We start from the raw sequence: 15,088 nt of genomic DNA, 5'->3' as shown, positions 1-15,088 counted from the left end.
CCGCATCGTTTTAAATGCATCATTTTTCTTCCGTTATCAGATCGCGGAGCCGGAAGCTGGTGATTTTGCCGATTTCATAGAGCGCCTGCTCCCATTCCTCCGCCAATGAACGGTTGACCCGTTCCCCGATCGCTTTGATAATGTCATCCTTGTTTTTGCCGCGTACAGCAAGAATAAAAGGGAAATGAAACTTCTCCGTATACGCCGCATTCAACCCGGTCAACCGTTCGAACTCAGCGGGCGTCAGCTGATCCAGACCTGCCCCCTGCTGTTCTGCCGCCGACAGCGGCGTGACCTGCAGCCGCGTGGCCAGATCAGGATGGGACCTCAGCAGCTCCTCAATCCGGCTTCGCTCCGCACTTCGCGCCGTTTCCAGCATGACACCGTGCAGCTGTTCCACAGACTGAAAAGGAATGTACCCGTAAGTCCCCTCCGCCACCCAGGGTGAATGCTCAAATATCCCTCCAAGGGTTTTTACAAATTCCTCTTTGCCAAGCCCATTAATCTTATCCAGCGTTAAAAAATCATCCGGCACAGTCATCGGCCCACCCCGCTTTCTATCGCTTTGTTTACTGCACGCAAGATCCCGCCATAACCGGTGCAGCGGCAAATATTCCCCGACAGCGCTTCTTCCACTTCCTCCTGCGAAGGCGACGGATTCTCCTCCAGCAGGGCGACTACCGAGATCACCATCCCCGGTGTGCAGTACCCGCACTGAAATCCTCCCTCTTCCAGAAAAGCACGCTGCACAGGATGCAGCCCCGCTTCGCTGAGTCCTTCAATAGTTGTAATCTCCGCTCCCTCGCATTGATAAGCCATCGTCAGGCAAGAGTTGACCGGCCGGCCGTTGATCAGAACCATGCAGGCTCCGCAGCGGCCAATTTCGCAGGATCTTTTGGTTCCGGTAAGCTCCAAATCCTCGCGCAGAATACTCAGCAGCCGGCGGGACGGCGGAACCTCCTTAGATACCGCTTGGCCGTTGATGATGCAGTTCAATGTGAACCCCGCCCCGGTATCCCTCGCTGCCTGTTGTGGCGCAAGTCCAGGTTGACTATCCTTGGTGTCCAATTCGTAGTTATCCGACATGCGTCTTCACCGCCTTCTGCGGAATAAACGGCGTAGCCTGCAGCCATTCGGGCTTGATCGGCAGCCGGTTGACCCGTTTGCGAACCGCCTGGAATACAGCAGAAGCGACTGCGGGGGCCAGATTGACCGAACCGACTTCCCCAATGCCGCGGGGGCCGTAAGTATCATGCTCCGGTAAATCTTCAATCGGCTGCACCTGGATGCTGCCGTTCATATCGGCAATCGTAGGAACCAGATACGTATCCATGTTCTTCGTTACATAGCTGCCGCCAGCCATTACCGCATCTTCCGTTAATGTAAAGCCGATGGCCATACTGCTGCCGCCTTCAATCTGACCCAGATAGCCTTGCGGATTGGCAACGGGACCTGCCGCTACCGCATGATACTGATCGGTCACGCGGACCCGTCCGGTCAGCAGATTGATCTGCACCTTAACCGCGATGGCGGAATACGTGTACAGAAAATGGGCACCCACCCGTTCCAGCTTAGTGGTCGGATATTTGAACACTGTCTCACAGACAATCGGCTCTGTGATGCTGCGCGCAAGCTCCGTATAGGACAGCAGCAGCCCGCCATCCTTATGCCGGATTCCTCCGGGGCCGGGCTTCAAGCCTTCAACCGCTGCTCCCGTCCTGGCCGCTGCGGCTTCCAGCAGCCGGGCTGTAAAATCCGGATGCAGCCGTTTCAGCGCCATCCACATCATGCTTGTGGAGCGGGAAGCAGTGCTGGAGCCGCTGTCCGGCACTACATCCGTATCGCCAATGACGATCCTAAGGTCATCCGCGGCAAATCCGTACTGCTCGATCAGCATCTGCTCCATTGTCGCTATCAGCCCTTGGCCGAACTCCTCGTAGCCGAAGACCGCCTCGATCTTGCCGTCCAGTGCCAGAGACAGCCGTCCGCCTCCCGGATCGGGAATACCGTAACCGAGGCCTGCGCCGTGCATGGCGATCGCCGCGCCGGTTCCGGTCACAATCCACGGCTCCTTCGGCATCGCAGCCGGAGTACCTGGAGCCTCTGAATCATCAGCTCCAGTATGAGGCAACTCCGCTTCCTGCATCATCGGAGATGCCGCCAGCGCCTCCCACACCTGCATCGCCCCATGCGTCTGGGCGATCTCCTGCCCAAGCGGCCCTGGATCGCCGTAACGCCGCAAGTTCCGGCGGCGCAGCTCCCACGGATCCAGATTCAGCCGTTCAGCAAGGCGGTCTACCTGCCCTTCCAGGGCAAAGATCGCCTGATTGCCGCCAAAGCCGCGGAATTCACCGGATACCCCATTGTTCGTATATACCGCAAAGCCCTCCACCTCCACATGGCGGATCTGATAGGGACCTACCACATGCTCTGTGGCAAAATTCAGCACTTCCGCCCCCAGTGTCGCATAGGCCCCGGTATCGGAAATAATCCGCACCTGATGGGCCATGATCGTCCCCTCGCTGTCGCAGCCGGTCTTCATTGTAATCTTCATGGGATGGCGCTTCAGCCCGGCACGCACCGATTCCGCGCGGGAATTATGCAGCCGGACCGGACGCCGGGTCCGCAATGCGAGCAGCGCTCCATACGGCTGGACATTCAACTCGTCTTTGCCGCCGAATGAACCGCCGATTGGACTGGAAATGACCCGGATATCCTCCTCCGGGAGGTTCAGTATCCGCGACAGCTGCCTGCGGTCCATCAGACCATGCTGTGTTGCTGAGTAGACCGTTAGCCTTCCGTTTGACTCCGGGATAAACAATCCGCCTTCGGTCTCCATGTACGTATGCATCTGGCGCGGCGTCCAGTAGGTCTCTTCCACAACATGGGCACAGCCTGCGAACGCCGCTGCCGGTTCGCCCTTGCGGTATTCCGTATGATGAAGCACATTGCCCTCTTCATGCAGCAGGATTGCCTCGGGCTTCATAGCTTCCTCGGCATCCTCCAGCAGCGGCAGCAGCTCATAGTCCACTTCAATCAGCGAAAGCGCATATTCGGCAATTTCGTCGCTGTCCGCAGCTACAGCGGCAATGGCGTCGCCAGTATAACGCACCCGGTCGCTGCAAAAGACCGGCTGATGCGGAAGGGCAATGCCGAAGCCGTTCAGCCCGGGCACATCCTCATGGGTAATGACCGCATGTACTCCAGGAACCTCAAGCGCCTTTGCCGTGCGGATAGACAGAATGCGGGCATGGGCCTGATGGCTGCGCAGCACCCGTCCGGTCAGCATCCCTTCGGCGCTCATGTCGGTTAAATACTGCAGCTTGCCGGATACTTTCCCCTGCCCGTCGGGCCGTGTACGCCAGCGGCTTCCGCTTACTTCCTTGTTCAGCAGCATTCCCCCTCACCCCAATCCACCTAATTTTCTATAACGATTACTTTCCTCCGCCTGCATTCAAGCCCTTCCACAATTCAGAAACGATGAGATTGCCCGCGGTTTTCCGCTTATAGGCTTCGGTGGCAAAAGGATCGCTATATGTGTCAAAGCTGCTATCCACCGCTTCGTACACTGCGGCCATCAGACTGTCGCTGTAGACAGCACCTTCCAGAAGTGCTTCAGCCGCCGGAAGCCGCTGTGGTCTGCCTGTACCTCCGCCTGCTGCAATGCGGACACCACTCAGGCTGCGGCCTGCGGCATCGAGACTTGCCGTAACAGCTATGGTAACGAGCGAGGCTGTAAAGGCATCCCGCCGCCCCACCTTGCGAAAGATCTCCAGCTTACTCCGCTCCCCGTATTCATGGCCTGCCGAAGGAAAGCGGATCCCGGCAAGAAGTTCAGCTGCCGGCTTCTCCCCGCTCCAGCGGCGTTTCAGCCAGGCCTCGACAGGCTGCACCGAAAGAAATTTGCCGTCAAAGGAGGCCACTTCAGCATCATAAACCAGCAGCGCCGGGAGAATATCTCCATAACCGGAAGATATATTGCCGCCAAGCGTAGCCAGATTGCGCACTGCGGGTGCGGCGATGTTGCGCGCCGCCTCCTGCACCGCCGGAGCGATCTCCCGCAAATCCAGGTTCCTGCGGCATTGCGACAGCGAAACCAGAGAACCTATGGTTAAATAATCTTCGGCGAGTCCGATTTCACCCATCCCGGCGATATTCCGTAAATCGATCATCTGCTGCGGCAGAGGAGCCGTCCCCGCTTCCCATTGCGTCCGCAGCAGCGTTCCGCCGGATACATATACGGCTCCTTCGCCTAATATTGTCTTCAGCTCCCATGCCTCCTGCAGGCTGCGGGGCTGATGCACTGCCGGGGGAGCCGGCTTTTCACTCCATATAGCTCCCATCACTTCCGCCTCCTCACCAGTTGGCCTTTCTTCCATGCATTATATTCATCTCGCTGGTTCAATCACCGCCGCTGCGTCAAAAACGCTGCTCGCGGATATAAGGTGTACCCAGTGACTCCGGCGTGCCGGATGGTTTGTTGCGGTTGCGGTAACCGAGGTACATCAGCACGAGAATCGTTACGACGTACGGAATCATCTTAAGGAAATAAGGCGGAATTGCGCTGCCGAGCAGCTGGAGGCGGAAACCGAGCGAATCCAGTGCACCGAAGAAATAAGCGCAAAAGAGGGCACGCAGCGGATTCCATCTGGCGAAGATCACCAGCCCGACGGCAATCCAGCCGCGTCCTGCCGTGAGGCCTTCATTCCAGGTTGGCGCGTATGCCAGCACCATATCGGCACCAGCAAGGCCGATTAATGCCGCACCGGCTGTCACATAGCTGTAGCGGATCAGCTGCACGCGGATCCCCATAACATCCGCCGTGGCCGGACTGTCCCCGACCGCACGTAAATGCAGTCCCCATGAGGTATGGTGGATCAGCAGATGCAGCACCAGAACGAGCAGCAGGCTGAACCAGGTCAGGTAATCCAACCTGCCGAAGAGATCTCCTATCACCGGGACTGACTTGACCCAGCCGAGATCCAGCTTCGGCGAAGTTCCCGGCAGCGGAAATCCGCTGATGGACTTGCCCAGATAGGCGCTGAGCCCGCTGCCGAACAAGGTCATGGCCAGGCCGGACATCGTCTGGTTCGCCCGGAGTGTGACGGTGAGAAACGAATGCACCAGGCCTAGCAAGGCGGTGACGGCCACCGCTGCCAGCAGAGCTAGCAGCAGGCTGCCGCTGCGGATGTAGATGATGCAGGTGGTTACCGCCCCCATCAGCATCAGCCCTTCAGCGCCAAGCTGGATAATCCCTGCACGCTCATTCAGGATGCCTCCCAGTGTAGCCAGCAGCAGCGGCGTTCCGGCGGAAATGGCGGCTATTAATAACTGTGTAGTGAAATCCATGGCTTAACTCCCTTCTCTCAGCAGAAACAGCTATGCGCTCCGGCGGAAGCGGAAACGGTGAATCATATCCCCTGCAATCAGGAAGAACAGGATCGAGCCCTGCAGCATTTCCGAAATGGACGAAGGCAGTCCGATAGTCTGCACACTATAGCCGCCGACAATCAGGCCGCCGAACAGAATCGAAGTAACAATCAGTCCGAGCGGATTCAGCTTGGCAAGCCAGGCGACAATGATCGCAGTATATCCGTAACCCGGAGAAATCCCCTGCATCAGCTTATGTGTAACTCCGGAAACCTCCGCCATTCCGGCCATTCCGGCAAGACCGCCGCTAATCAGCATTACGACAATAATATGGCGTTTGATATGGATACCTGCATAACGCGCAGCCGTCGGATTGGCACCAATCAGCCGCAGCTCATAACCCCAGCGGGTAAACTTAATCATCAAATAATAGATAGCCACAGCGACAAGGCCGAAGATCAGCCCGATGTGCAGCCTTGTGGTACCGAGAACCGGCAGGGACTGGGCGGCGGTAAACATCGGAGAGCCCGGGAAGTTAAAGCCCTTCGGATCTTTCCAGGGCCCGAATACCACATAATCAAGGGCAAGCAGGGCCACGTAGTTCAGCATCAGGGATGTAATCAGCTCATTGACCCCGAAATGCGTCCGCGGAATTGCCGTCATCAGTCCCCAGAGCGCACCTGCGGCAGTGCCGGACACCAGCATCAGGGAAATGGACCAGAACGAAGGCAGATCAGGAAAATAAATCGTCACTGCCGTAGCTGCCATCGCTCCGACCGTCAATTGTCCTTCCGCGCCGATGTTCCAGACGGAAATCCGGTAGGCTACAGCAATGCCGAGTCCGCAGAGCAGCAGGGGAATGGCTTTGACCATCGTTTCGGTAAGACCGTAAGAGGTGCCAAAAGCACCGCGGAACATCTTCTCGTATACGACCACGGGACTCATGCCGTTGGCGGCAATAAACACTGCGCAGAGCAGCAGGGCCAGAAGGACAGACAGAACGGGAGTCCACCACGGAGAGCGGGTTCGGCTTGAATCATACTCCAGCCGCAGCTTGGACCGGTTGCCCGGTTTGGCCGGAACAGGATCAAGCACTGCAGCATTGCTTATATTCTTCGGACTCATACGGCGCTCTCCTCCCTATTCTGAATCCCGGCCATCAGCAAGCCAATTCTCTCTCTATCTGCAGTCTCATGGTCACTTTCCCCAAGGATCGAACCGTTATAAATCACCAATATCCGGTCGGATAATTGCAGCAGTTCATCCAGATCCTCCGAGATGAGCAGCACTCCGCTGCCTGAGCCGCGCAGCTCCATCAGCAGTTCATGGACACCGGCTGTCGCTCCCACATCCAGACCTTGCGTCGGGTGAACCGCCACCATCAGCTTAGGGTTGTGGCTGACCTCCCGGGCAAACAGCAGCTTCTGCTGATTGCCGCCCGACATTTGCTGGACTGGCGTATCCAGCTCGGGAGTTTTCACATTGAAGCGCTCAACCAGCTCCCGCGACCAGGAACGGTTCTTCGCCGCCTTCAGAAAGCCGAGTTTGGAGTGCTCTTCACTGCGGTAGGACTTGAACAGCAGATTGTCCACTGAGCCCAGCCGTCCGGCAAGGCCGCTCTTCATCCGGTTCTCCGGCACATGAGATATTCCCGAATCAATTGCGCCCCGCACCGAAGCCGCTTTTACCGGACTGCCGTCAAATATAATCTCGCCGCTCCGCCAAGTCCTAAGTCCCGTAAGCACTTCCGCCAGCTCCTTTTGTCCATTGCCGGCAACACCTGCGACCCCTACGATCTCCCCTTCATTTACAGTCAGGGACAAGCCGTCCAGCGCTTTACGGCCGTGATCGGCAGCGACGTCCAAATTCCGTACAATTAGCAGAGCCTCACCTTGGGTAACTTCCCGCTCCTGGCGGCTGATCGTAACCTCCCGGCCCACCATCAGCCGGGCCAGCTCCAGTTCATCTGTCTGCACCGTGTTCAGCGTAGCGATCATTTTCCCTTTGCGCATGACGGAAATACGGTCGGAAGAAGCCATAACTTCCTTCATTTTATGTGTGGTCATGATCACCGTCTTCCCCGCCTGCTTCATCACCTTCAGCGTTTCGAACAGCTGCTCCGCCTCACCCGGGGTTAAAACGGAGGTTGGCTCATCCAGAATGATGATATCCGCACCGCGGTACAGCGTTTTGACGATTTCCACACGTTGCTGTTCACCGACAGACAGCTGCCAGATCGGGCAGTCTACCGGAAACATCAGCCCGAAACGCTCAGCCAGCGCCTCAATCTCCAAATGCTTATTTTTCATCCATTTGCTTCCACGCCAGAAAGACGACTTTTCGCCAAGCACGATGTTCTCTGCTGCCGTGAGACTTTGCACCAGTCTGAAATTTTGAAATACCATGCCTACGCCGAGGGATGCTGCATCCTTGGGGGAACGGATTTTGGCCAGTTTACCGTGAATGAAAAGTTCGCCTTCATCCGCCCGGTATACCCCTGACAGCATGCTCATGACCGTGCTTTTCCCTGCTCCGTTCTCACCAAGCAACGCATGAATTTCACCCGCATTTGCCGAAAAATCGACTTGATCGCTTGCCATTACGGCTCCGAACCTCTTCACAATTCCGCGCATTTCAACTGAATGATTCTGCATTACGGGACGCTCCTTTCCTTATACTTGTAGGACGGGTGGGGAAGGTTCCCCTTCCCGGAACCCGCCCCACCCATATGGCCATACTATATGCAATTGTAGAAAACGAATTATTTCGAGATCGTGCCTATTACGCCTTTGGCCAGCCATTCCATGGAGAGGACTTCTTCAAGCGTCAGCTTTTGGCCTTCCTGAACCACAACATTGCCTTTGTTATCGGAGATCGGTCCTGTGAACACATCCAGTTCGCCGCTGATGATCTTGGCTTTGGCAGCTTCCACCAGTTGCTTCACATCCTCAGGAACCTTGTTGCCAAACGGCGCAAGCTCTACCATGCCGTCCGCCATATCCCCGGAGTATTGCTCGCTCTTCCACGTTCCATCCATTACGGACTGAACAGCCTTCACGTAGTAAGGACCCCAGTTCCATACAGGGTTGGTCAAATAATTGTCCGGTGCATACTTGCTCATATCGGAGTCATTGCCTCCGGCAAATGCACCACGTTCTTTGGCCGCCTGCAATGTGGCCGGAGAATCCTGATACGCCAGCAGCACATCCGCGCCTTTATCCAGAAGACTGATCGCCGCCTGGCGTTCGGTTGCCGGGTCATACCAAGTATTCGTCCACACTACATCCACTTTAATGTCCGGGTTGACACTCTGTGCTCCCAGCGTGAATGCATTAAGATTATAGATAACTTCACTGATCGGAAAAGCTCCTACGTAGCCAAGATGATTGTTCTTGGTCATTTTGCCTGCCGCGATACCGCTCAGATAACTCGCTTGATAATTTTTTCCGAAGTAAGTGCCCATGTTCTCCGCTGTTTTGTAGCCGGAGGCATGGAGGAATTTCACATTGGGGAACTTGCCCGCTACACTCAGTGTGAAGTCCATATATCCAAAACTTGTAGTAAATACGATGTCATGGGACTGTGCAAGCTCCGTGATGATACGCTCTGCATCGGCACTTTCCGGAACATTCTCTACGAAGTCCGCTTTGATGCCGAGCTCTTTCTCCATGTACAAACGGCCTTGATCATGCTGATACGTATAACCGCCGTCACCCGGAGGCCCGATATAGACAAAAGCAACCGTCGGCTTCTCTGCTGCCGGCTCTGTTATTGCCGCCTCTGATGTTGTACCCGCATTGGTTGCCGCCGGTGCTTCTGTTGCATTTGAAGCCGCATTGTTGTTGCTTCCGCAGCCTGCCAGAACTAACGCCATGAGGAACATTAGCACGAAGCTGAAAGTAAATCCCTGACCCCTTTTTTTCATAACTCTCCTCCTCCAGGAAATCTCTCCTAATGACCGAAGCCATTAATGTATCTCTACTATACTGAGACCTGAAGACTACGTAAATTTATATAACATACGTTTGTGTCATTTTATAAGAAGTTTAGCTTTTTTTGTGCTTTATGCACTATAAAGGGGTCGAAGAAGCTTGAAATATGTGATTATTTCTAACATCAATCTATAAACTGCTCAAACCATGTCAGCTTCCACTCCTAAGGCTCCATTCCTTGCGGATCTCCCCAAAATCCACTTCTGTGTCAGCATCCATAAAGCAATGGGCGGAATCTGTCTCCAGCACCATCCCCTTATAATCGGGCGAGCGCAAAATCCCCGCCGCGCCTTTGTCGCCGTCCAGTCCCTGAAGCACCGTGAACATCTCTTTGGAAAAGAGCGCCGGCGGCATGGCCAGACCTTTATGGGTGCTGGCTATATAGTCCAGCCCCGGATTCCGCTCATAAGTGTCTATCAGCCGCTTCACCAATGACGCAGTAATAAACGGCTGGTCAGCCAAAGCCACGATAGCAGCATCAGGCTGCATAGGCAGGATCGCATTCAACCCGCAGCGCAGGGAAAAAGATAAGCCCAAGTGGGCGGTCAGGCAGGTTTCCGTACGCCTAGTACTCCGCTCACCGGCTGGAGGCAGCCATTTGAGGTCATCATCGGCCCGCACAACAACGATTAACGGCGAAAGGGCACAGCGGTCCAGTTCACTGAGCGCGACGCTCCCGAGTGACACCTCTTGCGACAGCTGAAGTGACACCTTGGATACTCCCATTCGTCTGCTCTGCCCTGCTGCCAGATAGATACCGGCTACTTTCAACGCTCTCCACTCCTTTCGGCAGCTCATGCAAGCCTGCCCTTCTGATTTGAATAATCTCGGCCACAATACTGACTGCAATTTCCTCCGGCCCTTCCGCGCCGATAGACAGCCCTACAGGAGCGTGCAGCGATGCAGGCGGCTCCAATCCCTCAACCAACAGCGCAATCCGGGCCTTGGAGCCGATGATTCCGATATAACGCGGAGACACTGGCAGCAGGCTTTCCAGAAACTGCCGGTCGCGCTGAGATTGATGGCTGCAGATCAACACATAATCCTCCCGGGTTATTCTAAGACGTGCTGCTGCCTCGGACGGGGAACAAATCACTCGTTCGGCCCCGGGAAATTCATGCTGCAGGCTGCCTTCCCGCCAGTCGGCGACGGCAATCCGAAATCCGGATTTTGCCGCAAGGTCCGCCACGGGACGGGAATCCAGTCCACCGCCAAAGATAATAAGCCGCGGCTTCGGCACGAATAGAGTGTTGAAGAGTTCGAGGGGCGGACCGGCCGCTGCCGTTGTTCCGGGAAGCAGACTCCGCCCTTTTTTCACCAGACAGCTCCCCCCTGCACTTCTCTGATTAGAAAAAGATTGTTGTTCAGCGCCGAAAGTTTCGACAGTATACCGGTATCCTGCAACGGCGGCAGCTTCACGAGTAAGTATCAGGCTCTCACCTGCGGCCATCCGCACATAGACTTCTTCCAACAGCCGGCGCAGCTCTCCACGGACCGGTTCAAGAATCACTTTGATTTTGCCGCCGCAGCCGACAGCCTCCCCCCAGGAAAAATCATCGGGAGACAGCATGTCATACTCCACCGGTTCCGGAAGGCCGCGATCCCAAACCTCCTGCGTACGAAGCGCCAGGTCGCTCTCCAGACACCCCGGACTAAGACTGCCCAGTGTTCCTCCTGCAAAAAACAGCATAGCCGCTCCCGGTTTCCGGTAAGAATGACCTTCCACCCCAATCAGGGTTGCAAGCACCGCAGGAGCAGCATTGTCGTGGATGTGCAGTACAATATCATGTGTACTCATAAAGCTCGCTCCCTCCTCCGTATTTCCGCCCCGTTCAGGGTGGCGGCTCTTGCGCCATACAATTCGCAACAGCCGCTCAGGTTTCGCGCTCCAGCATTTTGCGGAACAGGAATACCAGCTTCAGCCTCATCAAATCATTGATCTTCTTGAAATCGACATCCAGCAGCTCGCTGAGCTTCTCGATCCGGTAGGTAGCGGTATTGCGGTGAATAAACAGCTTTTTGGCTGTCTCGTTTACATGGCCGTCATTGTCCAGATAGACCTCCAGCGTGTGCAGCATTTCCTTGATATATTCCGGCTCCCGGCTCAACAGCCCGCGCAGACTGCCGTTGCAATACTTCTCCATCGTTTCTGCCGGTATCTGGCTCAGCAGAAGATTCAGCTCAAGCTGTCTGTAATGCACCACATTTCCGTGCGCACCCCAGTACTGCACCATACCCATACATTCCTTGACCTCTGCAAAAGCTTCCTTCAGCCCTTCCGGCTTAACCTTGGTACTGCTCACAGCTGCCCGCGGATAATTACCCTTGCCGAACTTGAGATTATGAAAACAATCATTGATCAGCTCACGGAACTGATCGGGACTGTGCTGACCCGCAGGGTACAGCGAGAGCAGACCTTCATCCACAACGACATGAATAGCTTTCATTTCCCTCAGTACCGGATGCTCAATGAACTCTTCCTTAAGGCGGAGCAATTCGCCTTGTCTGGATTCCCCGGTGGCGGCCGTATCGGTTAGCAGCAGCTGGAAAGGGGATTGCAGCAGCATCACCTCAAGCCTGGCGGCAGCCTGGGACAGATCGTTACACGACAATCCGCCGCTCAGGCAACGGCGGAGCAGTCCACTGAACTCCCGGTGCTCGGCATGCTCGAAATAGTCCTCATAACCCGCATGAATATGATAAGAAATCAGTTCAGCTCCTTGAACAAACAAGCTTTCTTCCACAGGCAGCAGCAGAGGATCAATAGAACAATATAAAAGATAACCTGTGCATTTCTCCCCTTGCAGCAGCGGGATACGGAAACCAACCTTGTCACCGATGCGGAAGCGCCCATTGCGGTTCTGCCAAGGCCAGCCCTCCAGCAGCAACGCCGCTGAATACTCCGAATTGTTGTAAATAGCGTCGCCCCGGGCACTGATGACCGCCAGCGGGTAACCGATCACCTCGGATACGGAGTCAAATAACGGACCGCAACGTCCTGAGCGGAGCGCAAACCGCATCAGCTTCCGCTGCTTCTCCATCATGCTCTGCAGCACGCTTGTGCTGCGCGACAGCTCGGCGCGAAACAGGCCGTTCATCTGGTCCGAGAACGTAAATTGGAACGGCAGCTCGATCAGCGGAAAGTTCAGCATTTCCGCTTCGGCTACGAGCTTCTCCGGAACAGCGTCCCAGAAACGGCCCAGCTTGATGCCAAGGCCAGCTGAGCCGCGGCGGTTCAGCGTCTGCAGCAGTGCGGAGGCATCCTGGGGACTATCCTTGATCAGATAAGCTGTTGTAAGCAGCATTTCTCCTTCTTTGATCCAATCTGAGATATCAGGGGCATCCATCACATTAATCGACTTGATAATCCGGTGTTTCCCCTTGGAGCCGGCAATCAGTCTGGCTTCAGATAAAGGATAAATGGACAACGCTTCTTCAACCGTAAGATGCATGCCACCCCTCCTTATACAAGTTCATAGATAATGAATTCCGTATTTATGTTACTTTATGTAACATTATAAATAAAATGAACCGTTATGGAAAGATAAAAGTGAAAATTTAGATTATATATGTAATAAAACATAACACGGATCGCAAAGTTTTAACTATTGCTTATGGACCGTCTGCAAAATCATGGGAACGTAGCCGTGTATTATGCGTTTTATCGCATCAGCAGGGGTACGGCAACCATGAGATTTGCAGCAGCTGACTGCCCTTCGGCTCCTCAACGTTCGATAATTGCACTCTGTACAGTTAAATAGTGAATTCCTACCGCCACGCAGCCTTTAATTGTATTCCGTACATCTATTTGAGCTGATTTTAGCCAGAAGTCTCAAATTCACTGTTTTTAATTGTACAGACTACATTTATTCTCTGGTTTCCGGCTGAACTGGCCCGAATAGTTGCAGAGAATACATTTAAATCATTCATTGTCCAATACGCATACAAGTGGAAACGGCTTCACCGTCCTCAAAAGGACGGTATCCGTTTCAGCGAGAAATAGAAGGATAATTTATAGCGTGAAGCATATAAATACTTATATTTGCAAAAAAACTCCCGCTCTCCGCCAACAGCGGAGCCGGAAGTTCTGTGATGCCATGGCCATGCGCTTATTGCCATAACCGCCGGACCCATGAGAGCAGGCGGAGATCCTGTCCATGTCCGCCGATCACTGACAATCCCAGCGGCAGCCCGCCGGGACCCGCCACAGGCAGCGTTACCTGCGGCAACCCTGCCAGCCCGGCAATGCAGCTGAGCATCATCGCCCCGCTGCGGTTCAATTCCAGCTGCCGCAGGTCCCCGCCGCGCAGCGGGGCGGGTCCAGGCACGGTAGGGATGACGAGACAGCCGTCCTCTCCGAGCAAATGACGCAGCCGGGCCGTTATATCGTCACGTTGGGACTGCGCCCAACTGTGATCCTGCCCGGCCACACTTGCCGCCCAAGCGAAGCGGGCAGCAATGTCAGGCCCAAAAACCGGCTGCTCCCGCTCGATCCAGGCTCCATGGGTTGCCCAAATTTCAGCACCCTGCAGCTCGCGGAACACATCCATCCAGTTTGTTAATCCTTCCGGTGAAACTTCAGTCTCCAGCACTTGCCCCACTCCTGCCTGGAGAAGGTCCAAACCTTGCTTCAGGCTGGCCGAACTCTCTGGCCCAGCCAAGGCCCAGCCATCCATGCCGATGAACAGCTTGGCCATTCCGCTTCCCTCCGGCACATTGCGGGCGAATGAAGCAGGGACGGCAGTTGCCTTCAGGAGGGGATGTTGCATGACCGACTCCCCGGGATGTCCTGGTTTACGTCCCCTGGCATGCTCTTGAATATGTCCTCCGGTATCCCACTGTACATGTCCTCCGGCATGCTCTTGAATATGTCCCCCGGTATGCCCCTGTACATGTCCTCCGGTATGCTCTTGAATATGTCCCCCGGTATGCCCCTGTACATGTCCTCCGGCAGACTCACCGTTACGCTCCGGGCCGTCTCCTCCATAAATCACCCGGCCATATTCCGGGTGCTGTCCTAAACCCGCGCCATCCCGCTCCACACTTTGCTGCAGGACATTACTCTTCCCGGAGGAATCCTCCGGTTCTCCCGCTCCGCCTTCCACTCTCCCGAGCAGAACCTCGCCTACCTGCAGCAGCATTCCGGCGCTGTCTGTGATCCAGCCCACGGTATCAAAACCCGGTGCCAGCGGGATTACCCCGTCTATCTCCACCGCCCCGTGGGTCGGGCGGAATCCGTAAACGCCGCAGTACGCCGAAGGAACACGGATGGACCCTCCTGTATCGGTTCCCAAGGCAAATTCCACGCTTCCGGAGGCTACAGCCACCGCCGAGCCGCTGGAGGAGCCTCCGGGAATACGCCCCTCCGCACGCGGGTTGACCGGCGTGCCGTAATGATAATTCTCCCCGCCCAGACTGTACATCAGCTCATCGGTATGGGCGGCACCGCGCAAGGAGGCACCTGACTGCAGCAATCTCAGTACGGCTGCGGCATGCGCCGATGAAGGCTCATGACTGCGCAGCCAATGCGGATTGCCTGCGGAAGAGCGGTGTCCGGAGACCGCGAACACATCCTTAACGGCAAAGCTCAGCCCATTCAGCTTGCCACTCTCAAGGTTCGGCACCTCGAGCTCCGGGTCAATAAATGCGCCGAAACGATTATTAGGGACCATCTCTTCCCTCCTCCTCCCGGACTGTCCAGGGAGCTTCATTGTTTACTCTTACTT

The 15,088-nt window shown here is 55.5% G+C and carries 12 protein-coding genes and 1 pseudogene; all 13 read right to left on the bottom strand.

Annotated elements, in window-relative coordinates; all coding sequences use genetic code 11:
* Positions 1-19: 19 nt before the first annotated feature.
* On the bottom strand, positions 20-541 hold the full coding sequence (uraD, locus tag NSS79_RS07370) for a 2-oxo-4-hydroxy-4-carboxy-5-ureidoimidazoline decarboxylase (protein ID WP_342438840.1): 522 nt from the start codon (positions 539-541) through the stop codon (positions 20-22).
* The gene (locus NSS79_RS07365; RefSeq protein ID WP_342438839.1) at positions 538-1,086 is read right to left on the bottom strand and encodes a (2Fe-2S)-binding protein; all 549 of its coding nucleotides are present in this window, start codon (positions 1,084-1,086) and stop codon (positions 538-540) included. The genes uraD and NSS79_RS07365 overlap by 4 nt, the downstream gene beginning before the upstream one ends.
* Complete coding sequence (gene pucD, locus NSS79_RS07360; protein WP_342438838.1) at positions 1,076-3,397, bottom strand: xanthine dehydrogenase subunit D; 2,322 nt, start codon at positions 3,395-3,397, stop codon at positions 1,076-1,078. The genes NSS79_RS07365 and pucD overlap by 11 nt, the downstream gene beginning before the upstream one ends.
* Before the next feature lie 37 nt (positions 3,398-3,434).
* On the bottom strand, positions 3,435-4,343 hold the full coding sequence (locus NSS79_RS07355) for an FAD binding domain-containing protein (protein ID WP_342438837.1): 909 nt from the start codon (positions 4,341-4,343) through the stop codon (positions 3,435-3,437).
* Positions 4,344-4,419: 76 nt separating this feature from the next.
* Positions 4,420-5,349: an ABC transporter permease gene (locus tag NSS79_RS07350; protein ID WP_342438836.1), complete on the bottom strand. Its 930-nt coding sequence runs from the start codon at positions 5,347-5,349 to the stop codon at positions 4,420-4,422.
* A gap of 30 nt (positions 5,350-5,379) precedes the next feature.
* Positions 5,380-6,495, bottom strand: coding sequence for an ABC transporter permease (locus NSS79_RS07345; protein WP_342438835.1), 1,116 nt, complete (start codon positions 6,493-6,495; stop codon positions 5,380-5,382).
* Positions 6,492-8,024 (bottom strand): ABC transporter ATP-binding protein, encoded by a 1,533-nt coding sequence (locus NSS79_RS07340; RefSeq protein ID WP_342438834.1) that lies wholly within the window; start codon positions 8,022-8,024, stop codon positions 6,492-6,494. The genes NSS79_RS07345 and NSS79_RS07340 overlap by 4 nt, the downstream gene beginning before the upstream one ends.
* A 107-nt stretch (positions 8,025-8,131) precedes the next feature.
* On the bottom strand, positions 8,132-9,295 hold the full coding sequence (locus tag NSS79_RS07335) for a BMP family ABC transporter substrate-binding protein (protein ID WP_342438833.1): 1,164 nt from the start codon (positions 9,293-9,295) through the stop codon (positions 8,132-8,134).
* Positions 9,296-9,512: 217 nt separating this feature from the next.
* A complete protein-coding gene (locus tag NSS79_RS07330; protein WP_256718269.1) occupies positions 9,513-10,073 on the bottom strand; it encodes an NTP transferase domain-containing protein in 561 nt (186 codons plus the stop codon).
* The gene (locus NSS79_RS07325; RefSeq protein WP_342438832.1) at positions 10,021-11,160 is read right to left on the bottom strand and encodes an XdhC family protein; all 1,140 of its coding nucleotides are present in this window, start codon (positions 11,158-11,160) and stop codon (positions 10,021-10,023) included. The genes NSS79_RS07330 and NSS79_RS07325 overlap by 53 nt, the downstream gene beginning before the upstream one ends.
* A 76-nt stretch (positions 11,161-11,236) precedes the next feature.
* Positions 11,237-12,814 (bottom strand): PucR family transcriptional regulator ligand-binding domain-containing protein, encoded by a 1,578-nt coding sequence (locus NSS79_RS07320; RefSeq protein WP_340894205.1) that lies wholly within the window; start codon positions 12,812-12,814, stop codon positions 11,237-11,239.
* Positions 12,815-13,471: 657 nt separating this feature from the next.
* Complete coding sequence (locus NSS79_RS07315; RefSeq protein WP_342440314.1) at positions 13,472-13,912, bottom strand: amidase family protein; 441 nt, start codon at positions 13,910-13,912, stop codon at positions 13,472-13,474.
* A gap of 561 nt (positions 13,913-14,473) precedes the next feature.
* A pseudogene (locus NSS79_RS07310) lies at positions 14,474-15,034 on the bottom strand (amidase family protein); the annotation flags it as partial.
* Positions 15,035-15,088: the final 54 nt, after the last annotated feature.

Origin of the sequence: Paenibacillus sp. FSL L8-0436, from assembly GCF_038593025.1 — a bacterium.
In the GTDB taxonomy this organism is placed as follows: domain Bacteria; phylum Bacillota; class Bacilli; order Paenibacillales; family Paenibacillaceae; genus Paenibacillus_AQ.
The sequence above is the reverse complement of the archived record's forward strand: the minus strand, read 5'-3'. Positions and strand labels throughout refer to the sequence as shown.